The following is a 26,959-nucleotide window of genomic DNA, read 5'->3' on the forward strand; positions in this document are numbered from 1 at the left end:
GAGCTGTCTGAGGAGGTTTAAATTTGCTAAATCAAGTGGTACTTATCGGTCGATTGACCCGTGATCCAGAGCTTCGATATACTCCTGGAAACGGTGTGGCTGTTTGTAATTTTAGCTTGGCGGTTGAGAGACCTTTTACAAATCGACAAGGTGAACGAGAAGCCGATTTTATTAATATTGTCACTTGGAGAAAACAAGCGGAACAATGTGCTAATCACCTAGGAAAAGGGAGATTAGTTGCCGTCAATGGAAGACTTCAGATGCGAAGCTATGAGACTCAAGATGGACAAACTAGAAGAGTTGCTGAAGTTGTGGGTGAATCAGTTCGCTTTTTAGACTGGCCTAAAAATTCAAATAAAAACTCTGGTTCTAATTATTCTGAGTCGGGTTTTGGAAACCAAGGAAGTTCAGATAATTCTGGAAGTGACCAATTTGGATTTGGTGGTGAAGAATACCAAGTGGATGATGATGATGTACCCTTTTAATAGCCAAAAAGGAGGGATGAGATTTGGCACGACGAAAAAGAAGAAACAAAGTGTGTAATTTTTGTGCTGATAAAATCAGTGAAATTGACTACAAACAAGTAGATAAGCTTAAAAAATATGTTACTGAACGAGGAAAAATTCTTCCTCGTAGAATAAATGGAAACTGTGCAAAACATCAACGTCAATTGACAGGAGCAATTAAACGAGCTAGACATATAGCTTTACTACCATATACAGTTGAAGACTAAATTTATTAATTTGAAGAGGGGGCATACTTTGCTCCCTCTTTGTGTTAAGTAAAAGGATTTCTTATGTCATTGAAGAATATATAACGTGGAAGAAAAATAGTAAATCAGGAGGATCATAATGACCTGGAAAAATGAAAGTTCTAATATTGCTAAAAATATTCGTTATTTAGAGTGGCTTAAAGGTGAATTAGTGGAGTCTGTTGGGAAACTTTTCAAAGCTTTGATGGAAGGATCAGAAAAATTAATTCTAGATGCTCTAACTGGTATTTTAATTACAGTATATTTACTTGCTAAAAAGGTAGGAATAGACTTTGATGACTTAGAAGCTGCTACTTTCAAAAAAGTAGATGATCAAATCTTAAAAGATCATGAAGCAGAGAGATGGTACGGGGATTTAAGTTCTTTAAAGGCATATTTTGAAAATCAAAAGAGGTGAACACATGACTAGCTCACCGAACACTAAATACATTACAGAAGGTGCTATATTAACAGCTCTATTCGTTGTTCTTTCATTGGCTGTCTATGTATTGCCAATTGTATTGCTTTCATTGATTATATTACCAATACCATATGTGGTTATTTTTTTTCGAACAAATGTTAAAATATTTTTGATGTCTGCATTGATTGGTTTAACAATATTGGTTATGATTGTTGATCCGATCTATGCTGTGGTCTCTAGTTTGATTGCTACGGTAATAGGAGGTTTTTTAGGCTATGCTTTAAATTCTAATTGGTCAGCTATAAAAACACTTCTTGCAGGGAGTGTTTCGATTCTTACACTTGTAATGATTTCACTAGGATTAACACAGATTATTCTAGAAATTGATATAGTTAAGGAAACAGTAAACTTATTTGAAGTTACTATAGATGCTCAAGAACAAAGTTTAGAAAACATGGGAGTATCAGAGTCTCAAATCAAAGAGTTAGGAGAACTAGGTGATATGTTTTATGATAATATTATGGTGTTTTTCCCTAGTGGTATCATTACGGCTTCAGTTATTTTAGGATTTTTACAGGTTTCTATAAATATTAAAATATTAGAAAAACTAGGATACGCGATTAAAAAATTACCCAAGTTTAGAAATTGGCGTTTTCCAATTTTTTTTACGTGGTTTTACGTTCTAGCTACCTTAATAATGCTATTAACTTCTGATATCTATGGATATTGGGGAATGCTTTCTGCTAATCTATTCTTTATATCAAATTGGATTCTACTAGTCCATGGACTAGCGACTATTTATTGGTATTTTAAAGAAAAGAAAAACCTATCTAATTTTGTAACAATTTTAATTATAATTTTAGGTTTAACTATATCTTTTCTGAATATGGTAATAGTTTTGATTGGAATATCAGATCAATTATTTAATTTTCGAGAAGCTTTATCTAAATAATGATTGGGGGTAGATAAAATGAAGGTTATTTTACAACAGGATGTTAAAAAACTAGGAAAACAGGGAGAAATTAAAGATGTGAACGAGGGTTATGCAAGAAACTTTTTGATCCCTCGAGGATTAGCGGTTGAAGCAAGTAAAGGCAATATCAAAGATTTAGAGTTACAGCAAAAAAAGGAACAAGAAAAACAAGCTAAAAAATTAAAAGAAGCACAAGATCTAAAAAAACAACTAGAAGACGAAAAAGTTGTAATTTATCAAAAGACCGGAGATGGTGGTAAAGTTTTCGGCTCAGTTACGAATAAAGATGTTGGGAAACAACTTAAAAATAAAGGCTATAAAGTTGATAAGAAAAAGATTGAGATGGATCCGATTAAGACTTTAGGAACTCACCAAGTAAATATTAAATTACATCCAGATGTCAATGCTCAATTAGATGTTCAAGTGGTAGAAAAATAATAATCTGTTCTAGAAAGAAGGGATGGAAGTGGCAGAAATTACAGATCGACTTCCTCCGCAGAATGTGGAAGCAGAACAATCTGTTTTAGGAGCAATGTTAATTGATGGGGAAGCAATATCAACTGTTACAGAAATTTTAAAAACTAATGATTTTTATAAAGATTCTCATGAAAAAATATATGAAGCTATTCTCAAGCTAGGTGAAGAAGGAGAGCCAGTAGATTTAGTAACTCTTTCTGAACAATTGAGAAATGACGGCATTTTGGAGGCTATTGGTGGGATTGACTATCTAACAGATCTAGCAAATGCAGTTCCGACATCAGCACATGTCCACTATTACGCAAAAATTGTTCAAGAAAAATCACTTTTACGACAACTAATTTCAGCTTCAACGAAAATAGTTAGTATGAGTTATGAGGATCCTGATGAAGTTGAGAAATTGCTTGATGAATCAGAGAAGTTAATCTTTGAAGTAAGCCAAAAGACAAGCACTCAAGATTTTGTTCCTGTAAAAGAAGTTTTGATGGAAACCTTTGATAAGATTGAACACTTATACCATAATCAAGGTAATGTTACAGGAATTCCGACTGGTTTTATTGACTTAGACCAAAGATTATCTGGGTTACAACCATCTGACCTAGTGATTTTAGCTGCTCGTCCTTCAATGGGTAAGACAACACTAGCTTTAAATATGGCACAACACATAGCAGTTAAGGAGGACCGCCCTGTAGCTATTTTTAGTTTAGAGATGAGTAAAGATCAGTTAGTTCAAAGGATGCTATGTGCAGAAGCTCAAATTGATGCCCATAGATTAAGAACAGGTAATTTATCTAGTGAGGATTGGCCCAAAATGACAAAAGCTATAGGACCTTTATCTGAAGCTCCTATATTTATTGATGATACAGCATCTATTACAGTTATGGAGATGAGAGCAAAAGCGAGGCGATTAAAAGCAGAACATGGATTAGAAGCCATCTTCATAGACTATTTACAGTTAATGCAAGGTAGTAAAAATCCAGAAAACAGACAACAAGAAATATCACAAATATCTAGAGCCTTAAAATCACTAGCAAAAGAACTTAATGTCCCAGTAATTTCACTATCACAGCTTTCACGAGCTGTTGAACAAAGACAGGAAAAACGTCCTATGTTAAGTGATCTTTTAGAATCTGGTGGTATAGAAGCAAACGCTGATGTTGTTTTGTTTATTTATAGAGATGATTACTATAATCCAGACAGTGAAAAACAAAATATAGCCGAAGTAATAGTTGCGAAACAGAGAAATGGTCCTATAGGTACTGTTGATCTTTGGTTTGAAAATCAACACAACAAATTTTTATCGATTGATTATCGTTATGATGATCAAGTTTAGATTATATTACAAGGGGGGAACCCTTGTAATTTTTTTACCCTACAAACGAACGTTCCGTGTTAAAACTAAATTAAAGTTCGGTTTTTTATTGACAGTAGCAACCCCCTCTGATAAACTTTAAATGTTTAATAGCTAGATTCTTTATGTTCCGTATAAATATTAGATTGATACTTTAAAAGATCTAAAAATTAGTAATAAAAAAGCTGATTTTTTAGATAATACAAATGTATAATAAATTTTTATCTTCGAATTTTTTGAACAACTTATTAGTGAAAGTAATTAAACATAGAGAAAGTCTTTTGTGCATGAGTATTGTTTAATTTAGCAAATTTTAAAACTAATTGCAAAAAAAATTAGGAGGGCGTATTATGTCTGGAGTAGTAGTTGTAGGAACACAATGGGGAGACGAAGGAAAAGGTAAAATTACCGATTTTCTTGCAGAAACAGCTGATGTAATTGTTAGATATCAAGGAGGTAATAATGCTGGCCATACTGTTAAAATAGGTGAGAAAGAATACAAGTTACATTTAATTCCTTCCGGAATTTTCTATGGTGGAAAAACTTGTGTTCTTGGAAATGGTATGGTTATTGACCCACAGGCGTTAATTGATGAATTAGATTACTTAAAACAAAATAGTGTAGAAGCGAACCATTTAGTTATTAGTGACCGTGCTCATGTGATTATGCCTTATCATAAAGTGATAGATGGTCTAGAAGAATCTTCTCGAGGAGAACAAAAGATTGGAACTACAGGGAAAGGGATTGGACCATGCTATATGGATAAAGCCTCAAGAGTTGGTATCAGAATGAGCGATTTACAAGATGATGAAGAGTTAGAAGAAAAAATTCGTTTGGCTGTGACTAGGAAAAATCTATTGTTAGAAAAAATGTATGATGTCGAGACTTTTGATCCGGAAGAAGTTATTTCAGAATATAAAGAATATGCTAAAAAGATAAGACCATATATAAAAGATACTTCAGTGATATTAGAAAGATTTAATGAAGAGAAAAAAAAGATGGTGTTTGAGGGTGCTCAAGGAACTCTTCTTGACTTAGATCATGGAACTTATCCTTACGTAACTGCATCTAATCCTGTGGTAGGAGGTGCCTGTTCTGGTACGGGTGTAGCACCGAGTAATATATCTGATGTAGCTGGTGTGGTAAAAGCTTACTGTACTAGAGTTGGAGATGGGCCTTTTCCTAGTGAGTTAACAAATGAAATTGGAGACAGAATAAGGGAAAAGGGCAATGAATTTGGAACAACAACAGGGCGCCCTAGAAGAACAGGCTGGTTAGATACGGTGATTTTAAATTATGCTAAAAGAATAAATGGATTAAACCATATTGTTCTAACACTAGTAGATGTCCTATCTGGGTTTGAAACTGTAAAAATTTGTGTAGGTTATAAATACCGTGGAGAAGTAATAAAACATTTCCCGGCAAGTCAAAAAATACTTTCAGAATGTAGTCCTATATATGAAGAAATACCAGGTTGGTATGAGGACATCTCTCAAATAGAAAAATTTGAAGATTTTCCTGATAATGCAAGAAAATATGTTAAGCGGATAGAAGAGCTTACTTCTCTACCAGTATCTATTGTTTCTGTGGGTCCCAAAAGATCACAAACTAAAGTTCGAAATAAAATTTTTGAATAAGATTAAGTCCCAATTCATTGGCTTTTTAATATTTCGTTAAAAAAAACTTACAAGAATGGTTGACAAATAACGCAAAGTAGTGTAAGATTTATAAATGTCAGCGAGGTGAGCCATTAGCTCAGCTGGAAGAGCACCTGACTTTTAATCAGGGTGTCGGAGGTTCGAATCCTCCATGGCTCACCAGATGTGGCCCCTTGGTCAAGTGGTTAAGACACCGGCCTTTCACGCCGGTATCAGGGGTTCGAATCCCCTAGGGGTCACCAACTTGGCGAGATAGCTCAGTCGGTAGAGCAGAGGACTGAAAATCCTCGTGTCGGCGGTTCGATTCCGCCTCTCGCCACCACATTAAGCGGATTCCTTTTGGAATCCGCTTTTTTAATGTTAAAACTCTGGATAAATTCTATATCAAACAAAAAGTTACTATTTTGTTTGAAGTTGTTACTAATAAAATTAACTTAATTTAATTGCTTATTGTTAATGGTTTATGATAAAATTAGTTTTGTGTTAAATAATGAATAATTTATAAAAATATAAATTACTTGTATGTCTTAATATGAAGTTGTGAAGAAATAAAAACTTCAAAAAAGAGCTTTTGGACTTGCTAGAATAGAAACATTATATTTTGAATATAATAGTGCATGCCGATCCGGGGAGGGATAAAATGGAAACTAAGCCTTTTTCAGAATATATGAAACTCGTTTCCCCTTTAAAAAGAATTACTATCTTTTGTATAATTGTTTTGATTATAGGTACAGGTATACTTACATATAGAAACCACCAGAAATTTTTAGAGGGCTATGTTAAAGTTCTATATTTAGATGATCGAGAAGTTGCTGTTTTTTCTAGTGAAGATAAAGAAAAAATTGAACATAGTATTGAACAAGCCAAAAATAACGCAAAATCTGATTATGATTTAGATAATATTACTATTGCTGAAGAGCTCTGTGTAGAAAAAGAACATAGAATGGATGCAGACTTAGATGATATTAGTGAAATAGAAAATTATTTAGAATCAACTATTACTGTCATGGTCAAGGCTAATGCGATTTATGTTGATGACAAGCAGGTAGCTTTTGTTCAGGATGATGTTACGTCGGACGAACTATTAGACAAAGTAGGAGAACAATTTATATCAAAAGATGGGCAAGTTGAAGATATTGAAGTACAAGAAGAAATAACCATCGAAGAAACAAGGGTACATCCTGATAAAATAATGGACAAGGAAAGTGCTATTAATGTTTTAATTGAAGGATCTAAGTATACAGAGAATTATGAAGTTAATGAAGGTGAGTCCCTTTGGTCTATAGCTAGTAATGAAGGTAAGACTGTAAGTGAGCTTAGAAAAGCTAATCCACAGTTAGATGAAAAAACCTTAAGACCTGGTGAAAAAATAAGGCTACAAAAATCTGACAGCTACGTAAATGTTGAAGCTACTGAGAAAAGACAAGTAAAGGAATCAATTTCTTATGATACTGAATATAGAACAGACTCTTCTATGTGGTCAGGTGAGACAAGGGTGGTCGAACCGGGTAAAGCAGGTGTACGCGTGGTAACTTATCGTGTTGTTAAGGAAAACGGGGAAGAGAAAACAAGAGAAGTTTTAAATAAAGAGGTTATTGAAGAACCGAAGAACAGAGTGGTTGCTCGTGGTACCTCTGCACGTCCAGGCGCAATGTCTAATGATGGTAGATTTTTATTTCCCATTGATCCTTCAGAAGGTAAAATCACCTCAAGATATGGTAAACGGGGTAGGGGGTTCCACCAAGGACTAGACTATGGAGCATCCCAAGGGACTCCAGTGAGAGCAGCAGCTGACGGTAAAGTTACTCACTCTGGGTATCGTGGGGGGTATGGTAATTTAGTAATAATTAGTCATTCAAATGGCTACGAAACTTATTATGCTCATAATTCTTCTAACCATGTTTCAACAGGAGAGTATGTAAACCAAGGTGATGTAGTTGCTCTTGTTGGTTCAACAGGAAATAGTACGGGTCCTCATTTGCACTTTGAAATTCACAGAAATGGTCAACATACTGATCCATTAAACTATTTTAATACGTCTGATTTATAGTAAATTTCCCTCTCGCAAAATGTGAGAGGGTTTTTGTTAATTAACAAAAATTCTCGCTAGACAATGCAAGAGATTTAATGTATAGTCATATCGTAAATTTCAGTACAAAGGTTGTATGTGAGCTTTAATCTATAAAACAAGACTCTTTAAAGAGGTGGACTATATGAGCTTAAAAAAATACCTGAAAGTTATCACAGTTGGAGACATAATAATAACTGGTGTTTTATTGATAGCTATTGCTCTAAGTATATTTTTTTTCTGGGGAGGAAACCTAGGACAAGAAGATGAAGGTGTAGCTGTAATAGAACTTGATGGTGAAATTGTTAAAGAGATAGATATGCCCTCAGAAGGGGAAACCAAAAAAGTTGCAGTATCTCTAATAGACGAAGATTATAATGCCGTTGTAGAATTAGAGCACAATAGAGTAAGGCTCAAGAGAATGCCTAGTGAAATATGTCCCCTTCATATCTGTTCTGATACTGGGTGGATTAGCCAGGAAAGGCAAGCAATTGTTTGTATTCCAAATGATTTAATGATTTATTTAGAAGGGGGAGAACCTGAAGATAATGATTTAGATGGGATTACAGGTTAAATTAATGTCAGACCTTGTTACCTAACTTTAACTTGTTTGTAATATTTCTGTAACATTTTCAAGTTATAATATAACTACAATAAAGGTCTGACCCCCTCTTAATATAGATTTACTAGATAGCGGTGCCGTGCATCGCTATCTTTTTTTTGGTAAAGCATATAAAATATTCATGAAGGATTTGTTTTTGTAAAAAGAGAACCATTATAATATGAAGCACTAAAAATTTTAAGGATGGATTAAAATGAGTTATAAAGTATTAATTGTAGAAGATGAAAAGCCGATTGCTGACATTATTGATTTTAATTTAAGGAAGGAAGGATATGAAACTGATATAGCTTATGATGGAAAAGAAGCTATAAAGAAGTTTGATTATTTTTCACCACATGTTATTATTTTAGATTTGATGTTACCTGAAAAAGATGGTTTTACTATCTGTAAGGAGATTCGGGATAAAAGTGCGGTACCAATATTGATACTAACAGCTAAAGATGCTGAAGTAGATAAAGTATTAGGACTAGAATTAGGTGCAGATGATTATGTTACTAAACCATTTAGTAACCGAGAGCTTCTAGCAAGAATAAAAGCTCTTGTTAGACGTGTATCATTATCGTCTAGTTCAACAAAAACTGAAGATGAAATATTAGCATATCAAGATATAAAAATTAACTTAAAAACAGCTGAAGTTAGCAAAAATGGGCGCTCTTTAGATTTGACCTATCGAGAGTTTCAATTATTAGTATATCTGGTAAGACATAAGGGAGAAGTTATATCACGTGATAGATTACTTGAAGAGGTATGGGGACTTGATTATATCGGAGAAGATCGAACTGTTGATGTGACTATTAGAAGATTACGAGAAAAACTAGAAGATGATCCTGGTGAGCCCAATTATGTAATGACGAAACGGGGTATGGGTTATTACCTAAGGAGGGCGTAGAATGTTTAAAACCGTCCAATGGAAGCTTGTGGTTATATTTTTATTATTAATGTTATTAGCTATGGAATTGATAAGTGTTTATCTTCTTCAATCATTAGATCAATATTATCTTGATGATTATAGAGAACGAATGAGTTCAGAAGCTGATCTAATTAGAAGTTTATTAGAACGACATCTAGCCGAAGAACAAGATGAAGAGTATATATCACAGCTAATCGAAGAATTTGGTAAACAAGCTCAAAATGAGATTACTGTATTGGATGAGAACGGAAGAATTTTAGCCACATCTTCGGGGGAAGAAAACTTACCTGGAAAAGTCATCGCAGAACAAGAAATAACGCGAGCTTTATCGGGAAACAGAGGTACAGATATCAAATTAAATCAAAGCACTAATGTACGCGAAAAATCTCTAGCCATTCCTGTTGAAAGAGGCAATCAAATTTTAGGAGCAATATATCTTGTAGGATCATTAGAGAGAGTGGATGAAACTTTAGGTGAGGTAAGGACTATTTTATTTACAGGAACAGTATTTGCAATGATTGTGACAGTAGTATTGGGCATTATTCTTTCTAGAACAATCACAAGGCCAGTTCAAGTTGTCACACAAACAGCTCAAGCAATGGCTCAAGGTGATTTTAATCAAAGAATTGAGGTGAAAAGTGATGATGAAATAGGAAATTTAGGAAAGATGTTTAATTATTTAGCCTATCGACTTGATCACACCTTAAAAGAAATTTCATCTGAAAAAGCAAAAGTAGAAGCTATACTTACACAGATGAGTGATGGAGTAATTGCAGTGAATAGAAATCGCGAAATTATTCATATTAATCCTGCAGCAGAAAAAATGTTAGATTTAGATGGAGAAAAGTTAATAAATCACTCTGCAGAACCAATAATAGATAAGTTTGTGACCAATGATGAGTTTCAAAATATGCTAGAAGGAGATAACTTTATAAGAAAAGAAAAAAATATTACAACAAATGAGAAAAGAGTATTGCAAGCACAATTAGTTCCTTTCAAAGCTGAAAGGAAACAACATGAGGGTGTAATAATTGCTCTAAATGATATTACTGAACAACAGGATCTAATACAAATGCGACAAGAATTTGTTGCTAATGTTTCACATGAACTGCGAACACCACTTACAACTGTAAAAAGTTATATTGAAACACTACTAGATGGAGCTTATAAAGATGAGAAGGTTTCTCAAAATTTTTTAGATGTTGTTTATAAAGAGACAAATAGAATGGTTTCTATGGTAAAAGAATTAATGGTCCTATCACAATTAGATAGAAAAGAACCAGTAATTGAGTTTAACTCTATAGATGTTAAAGAAGTAGTTTATAGAAGTGTTAATTTTATTGAGCCTATAAAAAAAGATAGGAATATTAATTTACAAGTTAATATTTCAAGTGAAAATGATGATATTTATATACAAGGAGACAGCAATAAATTAACCCAAGTTTTTACAAATCTATTAGAGAATGCTATCAAGTATAGTGTATATGGTGGTCAAGTAGATTTAGAACTTTCTTGTGTAGAAAAAGCTGTTGAAATTAAAGTTAAGGATAATGGTATAGGAATTCCATCAAAAGATCTACCAAGAATATTTGAACGTTTTTATAGAGTTGAAAAGGCTCGTTCTAGGGCACAAGGAGGAACAGGGTTAGGTCTCGCTATTGCGAGAGAGATAATTCAAGCTCATGGTGGAGATATTACTGTATCTAGTCAAGAAGGTAAGGGAACAGAAGTTTATTTATTCTTACCAAAAGTTCAGGAGGCACATTATGTTGGAGCGAGTTAAAACAATTGTACTTATCATACTAGTTTTAAACAGTATCCACCTAACTGGAAGGCTTTGGATTACAGATCATAACTATGAAGCAACGAGTGATCAAAACCTAGAGGAGATCACCTATGGTGAACAACCAGCCACATTCGATCAACTGTCTCCAGAATATATCGGTTATATTGACCTCAAATCTGAACAAGAAGCTGATGAAGTTAGGTTGCTATATGAAACAGATGAAAGGTTCGACGAAGCGTGGGGGATAATTAAGAACAAATTAAAAAATATTAAACAACTTGATGATGACATACATGAAAAGAATGAGTTAACTCTATCGTCACCATATATTATTTTTAGACTACCTAATATCTGTCTACCTTCTTTGTTTTGGGAAGATGAATTGCTACAATTTTCTTTTGAGGATGGATTTAAAGATATTTTAATCACCTATTCAGATGAACCAGAGATTTTACTAGTTAATAATGAAAAAACTAAAGGGTATTTCTTGGATGTTAATTTAACTGAACAAGAGAGTGATAAATTACTTAATAGTTTAAAAGAAAGTAACTGGGGTAGAAATTTTGATTCTCAATTACTTTCACAAACTTACAAGGAAGTTACACAAAACTATTTATTTGACTGTATAAAAGAAGAAAATAATGAGGAGTTACTTTTATCTTCTGAAACTGAATTATTAGGACTAATTGAAAACCAAAGCCAACAAATAGCTCAAACATCGGTATCAGAATATGTACCTAGACCTGATAAAAAGTTTTATCCTAAAGCAGTAGAATTTGAGTCAATTGATCATAAGCGACTAGCAAAAGCATTTTTTTTAGATCTATCTTTTGTTAGGAAAATCGAAGAACGAGATGGCACTAATATTTTTACAGACGGACAACGGGGGTTACGTTTGTATCCAGAGGGGGCTGTTCATTATAATGCTCCACGGACAGAGGATCGTAACCTTATGCGAGTAGACTATTATGATTTACTCGAACAAGGTGGTCACTATATTTCTTTATATGGTGGCTGGGAAGAACACTTAAGGGTTACTGAATTAAATCCCTCTGAAAGTACTAGAGAATATTCTTCAATAAACTATCGTTATTATCATAACGGAGTACCTATCATGACAGATAAGGCGGTTGAAATAAGGTTATTTGGAAATTCTATAGTTGAGTATAGAAGACAAGTTCCCAAAACATTTCAAAGGATAAACAAAGATGGGGAAATGATTAGCATTGACAAAGCTCTTCAAAAATGGTTATACAGTGAGCTTGATAATAAAGTAGAAGAAAAAAAATTACAAGATTTTAAAGATATTACTTCTAAACTTTCTCAAAATATAACTCAACTAAAGAGAACATTTCTAGGGTTTGATCTATTAAGAGAGAATAATGCCTACTATATAGAACCAATTTGGATACTAGAATTTGAAGATGGAACACATGAGTTTATTCCAGCTTGGAAAGTCGATTAGTCATTTAATTGGGGGGGATTGATTGGATTGGGAACGTGCTAAAAGCGTATTATTAATTTCCTTTCTGATCCTAAATCTTTTTTTAGGGTATAAATGGATTATTGAGTCAGATACACCGTATTTACAAGCACAAATAACTGATGAACAGAGAGCGGAATTAGAACAAAGATTGAAGTCACATAATTTAACCTTTGATTTAGATATATCTCAAGAAAGCTTTACAGCTAACTACTTAAGAGTAAGTAACTTTCAAACTGATTTAAGGAAAAAAATAAGCTTATTGATAGAAGGTTCGTATTCATTAAAAAGTGACGAAGATACTACTATAGTTTCTTCTGAACACGAAGAAGTTGTAATCTCCCAATCTCCAGGAGGACGTATAAATATATCGTTTAAAAACGGTTATTTAGATAAAGAAGAAAATGGTGAGTTTCAGTTAACCAAAGAAACAGCAAAAGAACAAGCGGAAAAACTGTTTGATCTGTTGAATTTTCCGGACAACCTAACATTGAATAAAAAAGTTGAGCAAAGTAATTCGAAAAGGCTAATTTATTATCAAGAAATAGATGATTACAACTTATATGGTGGTTTTACACTAGTAAAACTGGGTAATGATGGGGTTAGAGAGATTGAAGGGTTTCTCCTTGAAAAGGAAGGATTTAAAGACGAATCTATTGAAATAATACCTGCTACAATGGCTATTTTGAGGCTGCTTGAAAACTTACCACCAAATGAAAATATTCAAGAAATAACAAATATAACATTTGGGTATTATACAGAGGGGTATATCGCAGATGAGTGGGAAGCAGTACCGGTTTGGAAGATAGAAATTGAAGATGGTAATCAAAATTATTATATAAATGCTTTTACTGGAGATTTAGAGCATAAAGGAGGTTATTAAATGTTGACAGAAGGAAGAGAATTAGAAGAAAGGGCTGTTGAAAGAGCTTCTGAACTTATAACAGCTGCGGCTAGAACAGCTCCAAAAGGTAAAGGTGTTGATAATTTAGTAACAGCTGTTGCTACTGGTGAAACTATTGATAAGTTACGTAACAGAATGTATGAGATTTCCGAAAAAGAAGGAGTAGCTTTTTTTAAACGAGATGCGGATAATCTAGAACATACTTCTTGTATTGTGTTAATTGGTACTAAAATACAGCAACTTGGTATTCATCCTTGTGGTTATTGCGGATTTAAAAACTGTACCGAAAACAAGGAAAATGAGGGGGTTTGTGCATTTAATTCTGGTGATTTAGGTATTGCCTTAGGCTCAGCAGTTAGTAAAGCAGCAGACTTAAGAATTGATAATAGAATTATGTTCTCAGCTGGTAAAGCAGCTATTGATCTAAATCTATTAGGTGACGAGGTGAAATTAGCTTATGGCATACCACTATTTATCGGAGGAAAGAATATATATTTTGATAGGTAACAGATATGATGTCGAGAGGGAGATTTTACGATGAGACTCTTATTAATTCGTCACGGAGAAACAAGTGGTAATACAGAGAAAAGGTTTCAAGGGACAAAAGATTATCCTTTGACTGATAGAGGTGAACATCAAATTAAGCAATTAGCTAATAGGTTAAAAGATGAATCTATGACGGCAGTTTATACTAGTAGCCTTGATAGGGCAAGAGCTACTGCAGATGAAATGAGTAAACTTCATAACCAAGAACCAATTGAAGAAAAATTATTAAATGAATATTCATGGGGTGTAATTGAGGGCCATACTAGAGAAGAAATTAAAGATAAATATCCAAGCCTTGGTATGAAGTTAGAGGAAAACTTTTTTGAAACACCTATTCCTGAGGAAGAAGGGTTAATGAACTTAAAAAAGCGTATTAGTATTGTAATGAATAATTTAATGAAAAACTATAATAAAGATGATACTATAGCTATTATTAGTCACGGCAGAGTTCTCGGAGGTTTTTTAGTATACCTTACAGGATATAGCTTTTTTAATACACCTTGGCCTTTTACTTTTAGTAATGCATCAATTACAAAAGTAGAGTATTGGTATGATTATAATAAAGGAAAAATTATTACGTTGAACGACACTTGTCATTTAAAAAACTTAACTATGGAGGGGTAGTCATTGGGTGGTAGTAAAATTTGGTTTGCAGATGCTCGGGCGAAGGAATTTGATTATCATCATAGTTTAGTTGCTAAATTAGAAGAAATCTTAAAACAAGTAGATGTCAGTAATTATTTTGATGAGGGTGACTATGTAGCTATAAAGACTCATTTTGGTTCATATGGTGCACATAGAATAATTCGTCCACTCTTTATCCAAAAAGTCGTCAATGCTGTCAAAGAAGCTGGTGGGAAACCTTTTGTTACAGATACAGTAAGGATTCCTGGTATTGAATACTTAGAAGTAGCTAATAGCGAAGGGTTAAATCACTTATCACTAGGTGCACCAATGGTTCTTGCTGATGGTATATTTGGTAAAGATCATAAACCAGTTGAATCAGGGCCTATACTTGGTAAAATTGGTGTTGCATCAGCGATCTATGATGCCCCAAGTATGATAGTTATTTCTCATTGTAAAGGGCATATTGGTTCAGGCTTTGGTGGAGCTATTAAAAATTTAGGGATGGGCGCTATTAGTTGTAAAGATAATTGTGGACACGCTGAACGTGGAAGAATTCATTTTGCTCAGAATACTGAATTAAAGTGGGAAGAAGAAAAGTGTACACTATGTGAACGATGTGTAGATGTGTGCCCTCATGAAGCTATATATAAAACAGATGAAGATAATATAGAAATAAATTATGAGATATGTGTAAAGTGTGGAAGATGTGCACGTGTTTGTAAAGATGAAGCTCTTATTATCCCTCAATCTGAAGAGCGATTTCAAAAAGGTTTAAGTGAAGCAGCTTATGCAGCAGTACAAACTTTCCAGGAAGGTAAAATACTATACATAAATTTCATTTTAGAAGTACAACCCGAATGTGATTGTATGCCAATGGCAGATACACCAGTCATTCAAGATCAAGGTGTATTAGTATCTGATGATATTGTAGCTATAGAGCAAGCTACTCTTGATATTATGAGTGAAGCTGATCCTCTGCCTCAATCAAAAGGGAGTGAAAAAGAGGTACAACCGGGGGAAAAAGAGCTGTTTCAACAAATTACTGGTAAACATGCACAGTGGCATGTAGATTATGCTGAAGAGCTAGGCATGGGACAAAAAGACTATGAGTTTATTACAATTGAAAAAAAAGAAAAACCAGAAGATAAAGAGAATAAATAGACGTTTGAAAGTGGGGAGAGGAAATGGAATTTGCAGTGTTAGCTAGTGGTAGTAATGGAAATTCTATTTATGTAGAAGAAGGTGATACAAAACTACTAATAGATGCTGGTTTATCAGGAAAAGCAATTGAAAAAAAGTTAGCTGAAGTTCAGAAAAGTCCCCAAGAACTTTCTGGTATTATTGCAACACATGAACATCAAGATCATGTTAAAGGGGTGGGTGTGTTAGCTAGAAGATATCAATTACATGTTTACGCTACCTATGGTACTTGGTGTGGGATGGATAATAAAATAGGAACTATACCTGAAGAAAGAAAAACTATCATGACAGGACAAAGGTTTAACATAGACAATATTCACATTGATCCTTTCCCTGTCTCACATGATGCTAACGAACCGGTGGGATTATGTATAACTGGAAATGATAAAAAACTTGGTATCGCTACAGATTCAGGTGTATTTACACCTCATATGAAAGAAAGTTTAAAAGGGTGTCACGGTCTAATACTTGAGTCAAATCATGACTTGAACTTATTATCAAAGAGCAGATATCCACAATACTTAAAGCAACGGATTAGAAGTAATAAAGGGCACCTATCAAATATGGAATTAGCTAAGTACTTACCTGATTTACTTGATAATAATGTCAGTCAATTAATTTTAGGTCATTTAAGTGAAGATAATAATCATCCCGACATTGTTAAAGAATATGTACATCAAGTGTTTGAAAAGTTACCTATAGAGATAACTAATAATGTCACCTTTAATATTGCTGAAAGAGAAGGTAGAGCTTTTGGTTTTGAACTGTAGTATTGAAGTTTTTTTATAGACTGTGCTATAATTTATCACAGTCACTACTTTATTAGGGGGTAGTAAAAATGTCCTTTTATGAAAGAAGAGGACCAGGTTTTTTTACAATAGCTTTAATTGGGTTATTAGGAGCTATTATTGGTGGTGTAGTGGCTTCGATAATACTTCCACCTGCAGTCGCTGGGCGGTTAGAAGATGAAATTGTTCGAGAAGATGAAAATGAGAATTCTCTTTCTACTGAGAAGGAAGTCCAGGAAAATCTGAATACCGATGTTGATCCAGAGGAATATCAAAATACAGCTGTATCTCAAGCTGCTAGAGAAGTAAGACCTGCAGTTGTCGGAGTTACAAACAGGGCTTATGGATGGGGCCAAGCTATGGAACGGGGTACTGGTTCTGGTGTAATTATTGATTCTGATGGATTGATAGTTACTAACCATCATGTTATCGAAAACTCTGATGAAATTATTGTCACATTAGATGAAGGAGAGAGTGTAAAGGCTGAAATAATTGGTAAAGATGCAGAAACTGATTTGGCAGTTCTTGAAATTGATCCTACAGATTTAGAAAAAGAAAAGCTACCTAGTGCTGAGTTCGGTGATTCTAAAGATTTAGTTGTTGGTGAACTTGCTATAGCTATTGGTAATCCATTAGGACTTGCTTTTCAACAATCTGTAACTTCAGGTGTAATTAGTGCAACAGATCGTACAGTTAGGGTAGGTGACGATTATATCCGACTAGTTCAAACTGATGCTGCTATAAACCCTGGAAACAGCGGCGGGCCATTAGTTAATGCTTTAGGTGAGGTAGTTGGTATAAATAGTATAAAGATTGGTGAATCCGGTATAGAGGGTATGGGCTTTGCTATACCTAGTAATTTAGTCATTGAAATAGTTGACGAACTTGTAGAAAAAGGTTATGTGGAAAGACCTTGGATTGGGATAGCTATTCAAGAAATTGATAAATATGTTGCTGAAATTTTTGATCTACCAGTAGATTATGGTGTTTATATTCAGGAAGTAGAACCTAACAGTCCTGCAGGAAATGCTGGGATACAGTCAGGTGATATCCTGACTGAAATAGATAATCGTAAAATTGAAAATTTACCTAAATTACGAAGTATAAGAAATGATTTTGAAGTTGGAGACCAGGTTGAAGCCACAATAATTAGAAATGAAGAAGAAAAAACTGTTGAAATGACTCTTGAGAGTAATCCTTATCAAGATATTAACTAACTTTACCGGACAGAGTATCTGTCCGGTTTTATAATATTTAGTAAGAGGAGGTTTACTATTTGAAATTCACAATTATTGCAGTTGGAAAAATCAAAGAAAAATACTTAATTCAAGGAATAAAAGAATATCAAAAAAGAATAATACCATATGCAAAACTCGAGATTAAAGAAGTTAAAGATACTCCTTTACCGTCAAAATTACATACTGAAGAGGTTAACAAGGTAAAAAGAGAAGAGGAAGAACGCATAAGAACATATATTAGTTCAAAGGACTATTTAATTATTTTAGATCCTAACGGAAATCAACTAACCTCTAAAGATTTCGCTAAGAAACTAGATAAGTTATCGCTACACGGTACTAGTAACATAACTTTAGTTATAGGTGGTACTTTGGGGTTATCTGAAAAACTTAAACAAGAAGCAGACTTATTATTATCTTTTTCTAAGTTCACTTTTCCACATCAGCTAATGAGGCTAATTTTAGTAGAACAGATTTATAGAGCCTTAAAGATTAATCGTAATGAACCTTATCATTACTAGAGAAGGGGGCAATAAAGTGAAATCATCTGAAATTTTAGTTGTTTACTATTCACTAGAGGGTAATACTGAACTGATTTCAACGATGTTAAGAGATAAGCTTAATTGTGATCTTTTGAAGATCGAGCCTCAAAAAAAGGAAAGAAAGGGTACACTCTCTAAATATATTTGGGGAGGAAAACAGGTATTTTTAAAAGAAGAACCTGAATTAAAACCTTATACGCTAAACCCTGAAGACTATCAATTTTTATTCATAGGTACACCTGTTTGGGCAGGGTCCTATACACCACCTATTCGTACTTTTCTAAAGAAACACGCTATAAAAGAAAAAGAAATTGCATTATTTTGCTGTCAAAAAGGTCATTCAGTATCAACCTTAGATAGTCTGGAAACATTGTTGTCTAAGGACAATAATAATGTTTTACACAAAGGTGACTTTTATGAACCAAATTCAAAATATCTTTATGATGTAAGAAAACAAGTTGAGACCTATATAAGAAATGTGATAACTAAAACAACTATAAAAAATTTTAGTTATTAGGAGTTGCAAAAATGGTAAAAAGATGTTCGTGGTGTGAAAGAAATCAGCTATTAATAGATTATCATGATAATGAGTGGGGGATACCTGTTCATGATGATCAAATACATTTTGAGTTTATAATTTTAGAGTCTTTTCAGATAGGTTTAAATTGGGCTTTGATATTATCAAAAAGAGATAACTTTAGAAAAAACTTTTCAGACTTTCAACCACAAAAAGTAGCTTTATATGATGAAGAAAAGGTACAACAACTAAAAGCTAATAAAGGAATTATTAGAAATGAACGCAAAATACGTGCAGCTATTCAAAATGCAAAGGCTTTTTTAAAGATTCAAGAGCAATATTCAAGCTTTGATTCTTACATATGGAGTTTTGTAGATAATACTCCTATAATCAATAACTATGAAACTATGGATGAAGTACCAGCATATACCCCCTTATCAAAAAAAATTAGTCAAGATTTAAAATCTCGAGGTTTTTCAATGATTGGTCCTACAGTTATGTACTCATATATGCAAGCTGTGGGTATATTAAATGATCATTTAACAACATGTAATTGGCATCCAAAGAATAGATTATAGAACTACCTCATAAAGAGGTAGACTTTTTTATGACTTATCCACAAAATTGTTAACAAACTCTGTGGATAAGTTACCCTTTGCAAAAAATACATAATTAGTATAGAATTTTAAAAAAAGAATAACTTTATTTTGATTTATTTTCTAAATTAAATATCGCAAAAAAAAGATAATTTATTGCCTGGCTCGGGTTATACAGATAGGGAGTGTCCCAACCTGTGTGTATTGCTAGATGAAGCTATCGGTCTGTAAAATATATTTAACTGATACTTCATGGGTATAAGTGCTTAACTTGAGTCAGGCCAAGGAACTAAATCGAAGAAATGATACTTTCGAGCAAAACTTTCTCATTAAATAAGTTTGGGTAAAATTGAGTGAGTTTTTATTACAATTTCACTTTGAATGAATACTAGCGGTAATATTTTATATGCAGTTATTAAAAAACTGAAGCTTAATTGGGTGTCGCTACTTTATTGGGGTTATATCAAAGAGATATATAATAATCTAACAATGAAGATATTTAGGAGCATCTTAACTAAATAGTAGATATGGGGATACTTTCTTTAGATGGTGATGATACGTTTCAAGAGGTGGGATGGAATCTGGTAGTGGTCAAGATCCGAAGGTAGTCAAATGCCTGATGGAGGCATTAGTGGAGAATTTGATATAAGTAAGTATTAAATTTAAAAATATGATATTCAGACACTTGACCGACTAGTCGGTCGACACAGGAGGGGTAACATTGACAAGTACAAAAACAAAAAAAAGCAAAAAGCCGATTTTAATTATAGTGATTACTATAATAGTTGGGCTTATAGTAACTTCTGTAGTAGCATTTAATGACCGAAAAGGTGAAACACAATCTGAAAATGAAGAAGAAATTCATGTTGTAGAAGCATCTGAGCCTATAGTACAAGATCTTAATAAAGTAACATCGATTATAGGTCAAGTAGAAACAACAGATTCAAGATATGTAATTCCTGAAATGTCAGGGACAGTAGATAAAGTTTATGTGTCTGAAGGTGATACTGTCACACAAGGTAAATTACTTTTTACAATTGATGATAAGGAGCATCAGTACCAATTACAAGAAGCTCAAGCATCAAAACGTATGGCAAAAGCTCAATTACAAGAAGCAGAAAAAGGCGCACGGGAAGGCGAAATAGCTGAGGCTGAGTCAACTGTTAACACAGCAGAACAGTCTAAACTTCAAGCAAAGAACGAATATGAGAGAGCAAAAACCCTCCATGAAGAAGGTTTTGTTTCTGATCAAGAATTAGAACAGGTTGAAATGCAATATAAAAATGCTAAAGAACAATTAGAGTCTGCAAAGGCATATCTAAATACCATTGAAGAAGGTACTCGAGAAGAACAAATTGATTCTTTAGAGGCACAGGTAGAACAAGCTGAAATCGGCATTAGGATGATAGAAGATGCTCTTGATAGAACTAGAGTCACAGCACCCGTTAGTGGTGTAATCGCGAATTTAGATATTAATAAAGATGATTTAGTTGGAAATACTGAACCTGCTATTATTATCAATGCAGAAAGCCATCAAGTAACAGGTACTCTTTCTGAAAGATATATTAATAGTATTTCAGAAGGTGATAAAGCAGAAGTAGAAATACCCTCAATCAGTAACAATCACTTTGAAGCAACTATTTCTGATATAGGTTCTCTTCCACCTGAAGAAGGACTTTCTTATCCAGTTGAAGTTTTGATTACTGAAAAGGGTTTAGATGATCAGTTAAGGGTAGGTATGTACAGTAGAATTAGGTTAACTGTTGATAGTAGTCAAGATGCATTAACTATCCCACGTCATGCATTAGTAAATGATGGTAATAATCATGCCGTTTATCTAGTTAATGAAGATAATGAAATTGAAATGAAAAAAGTTGAAATTGGTATTAGCCAGGACGGTTATGTAGAGATTACAGATGGTTTAGAAAAAGATGAACAAGTTGTAGTTGCGGGGCTCGATAATGTAATTCCCGGAGAAAAAGTTGAGGTACAAGAGGGTGATCTAAATTGAATTTATCAAAAATAGGAATTAATAGACCTATAACAGTATTAATGGTAGTCTTTATGGTTTTAATAATAGGTGGTATTTCACTTACCGGAATACCATTAGACTTATTTCCTGATATGGATCTTCCAGTTCTTGCAGTTTCCACTAATTATCCAGGAGCAGGTCCAGAACAGGTTGAAAATATGGTAACTAGACCGTTAGAAGAATCATTATCTACATTAGATGGTCTTGATAATATTTCTTCAGTATCACGCCCTGGAAAAAGTGAAATTATTTTAATGTTTGGTTGGAATACGGATATGGATTTTGCTGCTTTAGATGCAAGAGAAACTATTGATATGGTCATGGAACAGTTACCAGACGAAGTAGAGAATCCATTAACTATGCAAATAGACCCAAATATGCTTCCGATTGTACAAGTAGGTATGAGTGGTGATCTTAATCATGAGGAAATGACTGACTTAGCTGAAGGGAGAATTCAAAATCAATTAGAAAGAATTGAAGGAGTCGCATCAGTAGATATAGGCGGGGGTATTGAACGAGAAATTGAAATTGTAGGTGATCCTTACAAATTAAACGCCTATGGCTTATCGTTAGATGAAGTTACTGAAACTATAGCTGCATCTAATTTAGATGATTCGGGCGGTTCTCTAACAGAGGGTGAACGTGAGTATCTTATCCATGTAGCAGGTGAATTTGAAAGTGTAAAAGAAATTAAACGATTAATTGTAGGTCAAACCTCTGGTGGGCCTGTTAGAATTGAGGATTTTGCTGAAGTCAATGATATTCAACAGGAACAAGAACCGTTTACTAGATTAAATGGAAAATCAACTGTTTCATTAGCTATTCAATCTCAAAGTGATACAAACCTTGTAAATGTTGCTAGAGATGTGAACGAAGAGTTAGATAGCTTAGAAAATCAATTACCAGGAAATGTGAAATTCGAAGTTGCTATGGATCAAAGTGAGTATATTGAAGAATCTATCGATAACTTAGTTGTTATGGGTATTTCCGGGGCAATAATAGCTATGCTTATATTATGGTTATTTTTAGGAAGTGCACGTTCAACTTTAATAATTGGCGCAGCTATCCCACTTTCTGTTGTATGTACTTTTATTCTAATATTTTTTCAAGATTTTACACTAAATATGATAACTTTAGGTGGTCTTGCTTTAGGTATTGGGATGATGGTAGATAACTCAGTAGTGATATTAGAAAACATTTTCCGACAGCGAGAAGAAGGACTTAATCCTAAAGATGCTGCTATATTAGGTAGTAAAGAAGTTACAGGAGCTATCACTGCTGCCACTTTAACCAGTGTTGTAGCGTTTTTACCAATAGTTTTTGCAGAAGGTATAGCAGATATAATTTTTGCACCCATGGCTTGGACAGTGACATTTGCTTTAGTATCATCATTAATTGTGGCTGTAGGGGTAATACCATTATTAACTGTTAAACTTGTTCCAAGCAAGACAAGTGAAGATGAACAAAAACCAGGGAAGGTATTTATTTTTGTTAACAAAGTTTTAAACTTTTTAACAGATAAATATGAACGTGTAATTGAATGGAGTTTAAACTTAAGAGGTGTTTTAGTAGGTATAGTCTTATTACTGCTTGTACTATCGGGTTTTATGATTAATATGGTCGGAACTGACTTTCTTCCTCCTATGGATACTGGTGAAATATCAGTTGATGTTGAGTTTCCGACAGGAACTCCTATTGAAATAACAGACCAGAATGTAAGAGATATGGAGACAAAACTTGGAGATATACCCGAAATTGAATCTGTATTTAGTAATGTTGGTGGTAGTTCTATGGATATGTCAGGTGGAGGAAGTGATGGAAATACTGCCAGACTAGATATACGCCTTGTCAGTGAATCCGAGCGGGAGAGCGCTTCCCATGAAGTATCTGACGAAATAAGAGAAACTTTACCTCAGATACCTGGTGCCAATATATCAGTAACAGAAGAAGATATGGGAGGTGCAGCTGGTGCAGGTGCAAGTGGTGACGCAATAAATATTATGCTTCTAGGAGAAGATTTAGATGAATTAGAAAGGTTAAGTTCTAAGATAGCAGAAGAAGTTGATTCTGTAAAAGGGACTAGAGAAGTGACTACAAGTTTTGATGAACCAAGAACTCGATTAGAAGTTAATTTAGATCGAGATATGGCTCAGACTTATGGCTTAACAACCTTTCAAGTAGGGTCATTTTTAAATACTGCTCTTGATGGAAATAGAATTTCAACCTATCGAGAAGGTGGAGAAGAGTTTGATATAAATATGCAATTAGAACACCCTGATGGTTGGGATTTATCCACACTTGAAACTTTATTGATATCGACAGCTACAGGAGAAGAAGTCCCAATTGAAGAAGTGGCTTCAATCGAACTAGGTGATGCACCACAAGAAATCGAAAGAGAAGATCAAGATCGAGTTGCTAGAATTAATGGACAATTAGTTAATAGAGACTTAGGTACAGTAATGGAAGAAATTCAAGAAAAAGTTTCAGAAGTTGATCTACCAATGGACTATTTTGTTCAGTATGGCGGCGAGTATGAAGATATGATGGATGCCTTTGGTGAATTGATTTTAGTTTTAGTTTTAGCAGTTATTTTGGTTTACATGGTTATGGCAGCTCAATTTGAGTCACTGTTATATCCATTTATTATAATGTTTACACTACCACAATCATTGATAGGTGTTATTTTATCCTTGCTTATTACAGGAAGAAGTTTAAGTATTGTTGCCTTTATTGGAATGATCATGTTAGCAGGTATTGTTGTTAACAATGGAATAGTGATGGTAGACTATATTAACTTACTTTATAGAGATAGAGGACTTGAGAGACAAAAAGCACTTTTAGAAGCTGGGAAGAAAAGGTTAAGGCCTGTTTTAATGACTACTCTTACGACAATTGTAGGTATGTTTCCTTTAGCTCTTGGCATAGGAGAGGGAGCAGAAGCTAGTGCGCCTATGGCGACTGTAGTAATAGGTGGTCTTATTGTATCAACACTTCTAACTTTAATATTTGTACCAGTTATGTATAGTTTATTAGACGATGTATCAAAATGGTTTATTAGTAAATTCAAAAGTCAGCCATCATCTACTTCTGAAGGCATGTAAATATGAAAGAGGTGGTATTTAACAATGAAAAGAAACCAAATCTTAACGGGTGCTGCTAAAGTATTTAGTTTAAAGGGGTATCATTCTACTAAAATACAAGAGATAGCTAATGAAGCTGGTGTCGGCAAGGGGACGGTATATGAGTATTTTGATAGTAAAGAGAATCTGTTTATTGAAATGATTAGAATTGGGACTAAAAAGTATCAAAAGATAATTAATGATTCCTTATCACAGCCATTATCTATATGGGAAAAGTTGACTCTTGTACTAGAAAGAGAAGCAAATTTTCTTTGGGAAAATCAAGAGATAGCTCGTCTTATATTAAACTCTGAATCACGGATAGTTATTGAAAACGAGTTATATGATTGGTTATTAGAAGTTAGGAATAGCATTTTAGAAATGTATGAAGCTGCCTTTAAAGAAGCGATTGAAAGAGGTGAAATAAGGCCAGGTAATGTAAAATTGTATGCACGTATGTTAAAGGGCTGGGAAATTGAGGTCATTGGTGCTTTAATTCTATTAGAAAATAAAAAGCCTGAACAAGAGGAAATTAATTGTCTTATTCAGACTTTACGCCATGGAATATAATTTGAAAGATAGTTTAACTTACTAATTAACCCTATATTTTAAGTTATTTTGATCTGATGGTCATCTGATTACTAAGGACAGTTTAATAGATGGCCATCAGAAAATTAATTATCAAAAAAAATCTGTTAGAACGGGTTGAGGGAACTCTTGTAAACTGTTTTAAAATTTTGGGTTACTCTCTAGTAAGTTGAACCTGCATACGTAGCGAACAGCTCCGTATAACAGAAAAATCCTAATGCTACTGTTTAAAAGGGATCTAAACAATAGCAATAAACCTATCATACACAGTTGAATTCCTATCAACTTGATAAGGATTGTGAGTGAGAAACGTTTTCAATTAGTGAATATGAAAGAGATATTTAATTATAATCAAAGCAGAGGAAAAATTTAAGACTTGCGAAACCATAGTTTTAATAGTATTATTTCAGGTAGGAATTGAGGGATTTAAATTGTTTTTAATGAGAATGATTTTCAGTTTCAATCAAACTATTTTCTCTTAGTTCTACACTAACAATAAAATTTATAGGAGGTAGTAAGATGAAGGATGGATTTTTGAAAATTGAGACAGTTACAAAAACTCTACTTGTTATCACTTTAATGCTAGGAGTTCTGCTTTTAGCAGGGTGTGGGAGTGCAGAAGGAGAAAATGATGAGCTAGTTGTTTATTCAGCCCGTAATGAAAGGTTTGTTGACAACTTATTAGATAAATTCACTGAAGACACAGGTATTGAGGTTCAAGCTTTACATGGTGCTGATGCACAACAAATAGAAGAAGAATCAAATAATGTTCAAGCAGATGTATTTATTTCAAACGATTTAGGAGCGTTAGGGTACTTAGATCAACAAGAGTTATTACAGGGAGCAGAACTAGAAGGTATTGAGACAATACCAGAAGAATTTAGATCAGAAGATAACTCTTACTTTGCTATTTCATTAAGATCACGAGGATTTATATACAACAAAGATATGATATCTGAAGACGAAATGCCAACAAGAGGAAAAGATTTATTTGATCCTAAATGGGCTGATGTTGAAGGTGGATATGCAATCACCCGTGGTGGTAATGGTGGTATGATCGGTCATGTATCAGCTCTTCGTTATGAATGGGGAGATGAGAAAACTTCAGAATGGGTAGAATCAATAAGAGAAAATGCGGCAGGTATTTACCAAGGTTATAGTGATGTTCGTAGAGCAGTTGGAGCAGGTGAGCATGCATTTGGTCTTGTAAACAACTACTATTTCCACCAGCAGTTAGAAGAACCTGATAACAACAATGTAGGCTTTATTTACCTTGATCAGGATGAAGATGAGATGGGTACTGTAGCGAACGCAGCTGGAGCTGGTTTAGTGAAAGATGGACCTAATGAAGAAAATGCGAAGGTTTTTCTTGAGTGGTTATTAGAAGAAGAAAACCAAGTTGAATTTGTAGGAGAATCATTAGAACTTTTAATCAACTCTGAATATGGTGCTGAATATCCTTCAGAAGTTGAACCTCACATTGTAGAAACTGATGAATTAAATATTCAAGATATGCCTATTGATGAGCTTGGAAACTACTATGAAGATACAACTGATTTAATCGAGCAATCAGGTTTAGATCTTGAGCTAAGATAAAAGAGAGACAAGACAGCTTTTTAAAGCTGTCTTGTTCTTATCAGTTTGCCCTGCATGGGCGGTAGCTAGGCGGTGAAAGTCCGCTACAGGCTTGGTGGCAGGAACTGTTAGCAAATGGCAAGGGCGTCCATCGTGAGGTGGAGTCTGAAGGAAGCCTAATGCAAAATCT

25 protein-coding genes and 3 tRNA genes are annotated in these 26,959 nt (G+C 33.9%); all 28 read left to right on the forward strand.

Going from position 1 to position 26,959, the window contains the following annotated elements; translation table 11 throughout:
- Positions 1–23 precede the first annotated feature (23 nt).
- The 28 genes from CDO51_RS08300 to CDO51_RS08435 all read left to right on the forward strand — a co-directional run bounded on the left by CDO51_RS08300 (position 24) and on the right by CDO51_RS08435 (position 26,790).
- A complete protein-coding gene (locus CDO51_RS08300) occupies positions 24–485 on the forward strand; it encodes a single-stranded DNA-binding protein (protein WP_089023817.1) in 462 nt (153 codons plus the stop codon).
- A 23-nt stretch (positions 486–508) separates the two neighbouring features.
- Positions 509–733 (forward strand): 30S ribosomal protein S18, encoded by a 225-nt coding sequence (gene rpsR / locus CDO51_RS08305; protein WP_089023818.1) that lies wholly within the window; start codon positions 509–511, stop codon positions 731–733.
- A 118-nt stretch (positions 734–851) separates the two neighbouring features.
- A complete protein-coding gene (locus tag CDO51_RS08310; protein WP_089023819.1) occupies positions 852–1,169 on the forward strand; it encodes a MazG-like family protein in 318 nt (105 codons plus the stop codon).
- A gap of 4 nt (positions 1,170–1,173) precedes the next feature.
- Positions 1,174–2,124 (forward strand): YybS family protein, encoded by a 951-nt coding sequence (locus CDO51_RS08315; protein WP_089023820.1) that lies wholly within the window; start codon positions 1,174–1,176, stop codon positions 2,122–2,124.
- Positions 2,125–2,142: 18 nt separating this feature from the next.
- Positions 2,143–2,583, forward strand: a complete 441-nt coding sequence (rplI, locus tag CDO51_RS08320) for a 50S ribosomal protein L9 (RefSeq protein ID WP_089023821.1) — start codon at positions 2,143–2,145, stop codon at positions 2,581–2,583.
- 28 nt (positions 2,584–2,611) lie between these two features.
- Positions 2,612–3,955 carry a replicative DNA helicase gene (gene dnaB / locus CDO51_RS08325; protein WP_205842171.1) on the forward strand — a complete coding sequence of 448 codons (1,344 nt, stop codon included), beginning with the start codon at positions 2,612–2,614 and terminating at the stop codon, positions 3,953–3,955.
- A gap of 368 nt (positions 3,956–4,323) precedes the next feature.
- A complete protein-coding gene (locus CDO51_RS08330) occupies positions 4,324–5,610 on the forward strand; it encodes an adenylosuccinate synthase (RefSeq protein ID WP_089023822.1) in 1,287 nt (428 codons plus the stop codon).
- 107 nt (positions 5,611–5,717) lie between these two features.
- Positions 5,718–5,793, forward strand: a tRNA-Lys gene (locus CDO51_RS08335).
- A 5-nt stretch (positions 5,794–5,798) separates the two neighbouring features.
- Positions 5,799–5,873 (forward strand) — tRNA-Glu (locus CDO51_RS08340).
- 4 nt (positions 5,874–5,877) lie between these two features.
- Positions 5,878–5,953 (forward strand) — tRNA-Phe (locus CDO51_RS08345).
- A 318-nt stretch (positions 5,954–6,271) separates the two neighbouring features.
- Positions 6,272–7,681: a LysM peptidoglycan-binding domain-containing M23 family metallopeptidase gene (locus CDO51_RS08350; protein ID WP_089023823.1), complete on the forward strand. Its 1,410-nt coding sequence runs from the start codon at positions 6,272–6,274 to the stop codon at positions 7,679–7,681.
- Positions 7,682–7,844: 163 nt separating this feature from the next.
- Positions 7,845–8,273, forward strand: a complete 429-nt coding sequence (locus tag CDO51_RS08355) for a NusG domain II-containing protein (RefSeq protein WP_089023824.1) — start codon at positions 7,845–7,847, stop codon at positions 8,271–8,273.
- 241 nt (positions 8,274–8,514) lie between these two features.
- Positions 8,515–9,210, forward strand: a complete 696-nt coding sequence (locus CDO51_RS08360; RefSeq protein ID WP_089023825.1) for a winged helix-turn-helix domain-containing protein — start codon at positions 8,515–8,517, stop codon at positions 9,208–9,210.
- A gap of 1 nt (position 9,211) precedes the next feature.
- Entirely contained in the window at positions 9,212–11,014 is a 1,803-nt protein-coding gene (locus CDO51_RS08365) for an ATP-binding protein (protein WP_089023826.1), read from the forward strand.
- The gene (gene yycH, locus CDO51_RS08370; RefSeq protein ID WP_158212394.1) at positions 10,998–12,482 is read left to right on the forward strand and encodes a two-component system activity regulator YycH; all 1,485 of its coding nucleotides are present in this window, start codon (positions 10,998–11,000) and stop codon (positions 12,480–12,482) included. The genes CDO51_RS08365 and yycH overlap by 17 nt, the downstream gene beginning before the upstream one ends.
- 22 nt (positions 12,483–12,504) lie before the next feature.
- Positions 12,505–13,383 carry a two-component system regulatory protein YycI gene (gene yycI, locus CDO51_RS08375; protein ID WP_089023828.1) on the forward strand — a complete coding sequence of 293 codons (879 nt, stop codon included), beginning with the start codon at positions 12,505–12,507 and terminating at the stop codon, positions 13,381–13,383.
- Complete coding sequence (locus CDO51_RS08380) at positions 13,384–13,911, forward strand: ferredoxin domain-containing protein (protein WP_089023829.1); 528 nt, start codon at positions 13,384–13,386, stop codon at positions 13,909–13,911. It abuts the gene before it with no gap.
- A gap of 30 nt (positions 13,912–13,941) precedes the next feature.
- Complete coding sequence (locus CDO51_RS08385; protein WP_089023830.1) at positions 13,942–14,574, forward strand: histidine phosphatase family protein; 633 nt, start codon at positions 13,942–13,944, stop codon at positions 14,572–14,574.
- 3 nt (positions 14,575–14,577) lie between these two features.
- The gene (locus CDO51_RS08390) at positions 14,578–15,738 is read left to right on the forward strand and encodes a DUF362 domain-containing protein (protein WP_089023831.1); all 1,161 of its coding nucleotides are present in this window, start codon (positions 14,578–14,580) and stop codon (positions 15,736–15,738) included.
- 23 nt (positions 15,739–15,761) lie between these two features.
- Positions 15,762–16,547: an MBL fold metallo-hydrolase gene (locus tag CDO51_RS08395; RefSeq protein WP_089023832.1), complete on the forward strand. Its 786-nt coding sequence runs from the start codon at positions 15,762–15,764 to the stop codon at positions 16,545–16,547.
- A 68-nt stretch (positions 16,548–16,615) separates the two neighbouring features.
- On the forward strand, positions 16,616–17,782 hold the full coding sequence (locus CDO51_RS08400) for a S1C family serine protease (protein WP_205842172.1): 1,167 nt from the start codon (positions 16,616–16,618) through the stop codon (positions 17,780–17,782).
- Positions 17,783–17,841: 59 nt separating this feature from the next.
- Complete coding sequence (rlmH, locus tag CDO51_RS08405) at positions 17,842–18,321, forward strand: 23S rRNA (pseudouridine(1915)-N(3))-methyltransferase RlmH (RefSeq protein WP_089023833.1); 480 nt, start codon at positions 17,842–17,844, stop codon at positions 18,319–18,321.
- 16 nt (positions 18,322–18,337) lie between these two features.
- Positions 18,338–18,859 carry a flavodoxin family protein gene (locus tag CDO51_RS08410; protein WP_158212395.1) on the forward strand — a complete coding sequence of 174 codons (522 nt, stop codon included), beginning with the start codon at positions 18,338–18,340 and terminating at the stop codon, positions 18,857–18,859.
- An 11-nt stretch (positions 18,860–18,870) separates the two neighbouring features.
- Entirely contained in the window at positions 18,871–19,437 is a 567-nt protein-coding gene (locus tag CDO51_RS08415) for a DNA-3-methyladenine glycosylase I (protein ID WP_089023835.1), read from the forward strand.
- A 739-nt stretch (positions 19,438–20,176) separates the two neighbouring features.
- On the forward strand, positions 20,177–21,466 hold the full coding sequence (locus tag CDO51_RS08420) for an efflux RND transporter periplasmic adaptor subunit (protein WP_089023836.1): 1,290 nt from the start codon (positions 20,177–20,179) through the stop codon (positions 21,464–21,466).
- Complete coding sequence (locus CDO51_RS08425; protein ID WP_089023837.1) at positions 21,463–24,588, forward strand: efflux RND transporter permease subunit; 3,126 nt, start codon at positions 21,463–21,465, stop codon at positions 24,586–24,588. Before CDO51_RS08420 ends, CDO51_RS08425 begins: the two co-directional genes overlap by 4 nt.
- 24 nt (positions 24,589–24,612) lie before the next feature.
- Positions 24,613–25,176: a TetR/AcrR family transcriptional regulator gene (locus tag CDO51_RS08430; protein ID WP_089023838.1), complete on the forward strand. Its 564-nt coding sequence runs from the start codon at positions 24,613–24,615 to the stop codon at positions 25,174–25,176.
- A gap of 537 nt (positions 25,177–25,713) precedes the next feature.
- Complete coding sequence (locus tag CDO51_RS08435; protein ID WP_089023839.1) at positions 25,714–26,790, forward strand: extracellular solute-binding protein; 1,077 nt, start codon at positions 25,714–25,716, stop codon at positions 26,788–26,790.
- Positions 26,791–26,959 lie beyond the last annotated feature (169 nt).

This window comes from Natranaerobius trueperi (assembly GCF_002216005.1).
Taxonomy (GTDB): domain Bacteria; phylum Bacillota; class Natranaerobiia; order Natranaerobiales; family Natranaerobiaceae; genus Natranaerobius_A; species Natranaerobius_A trueperi.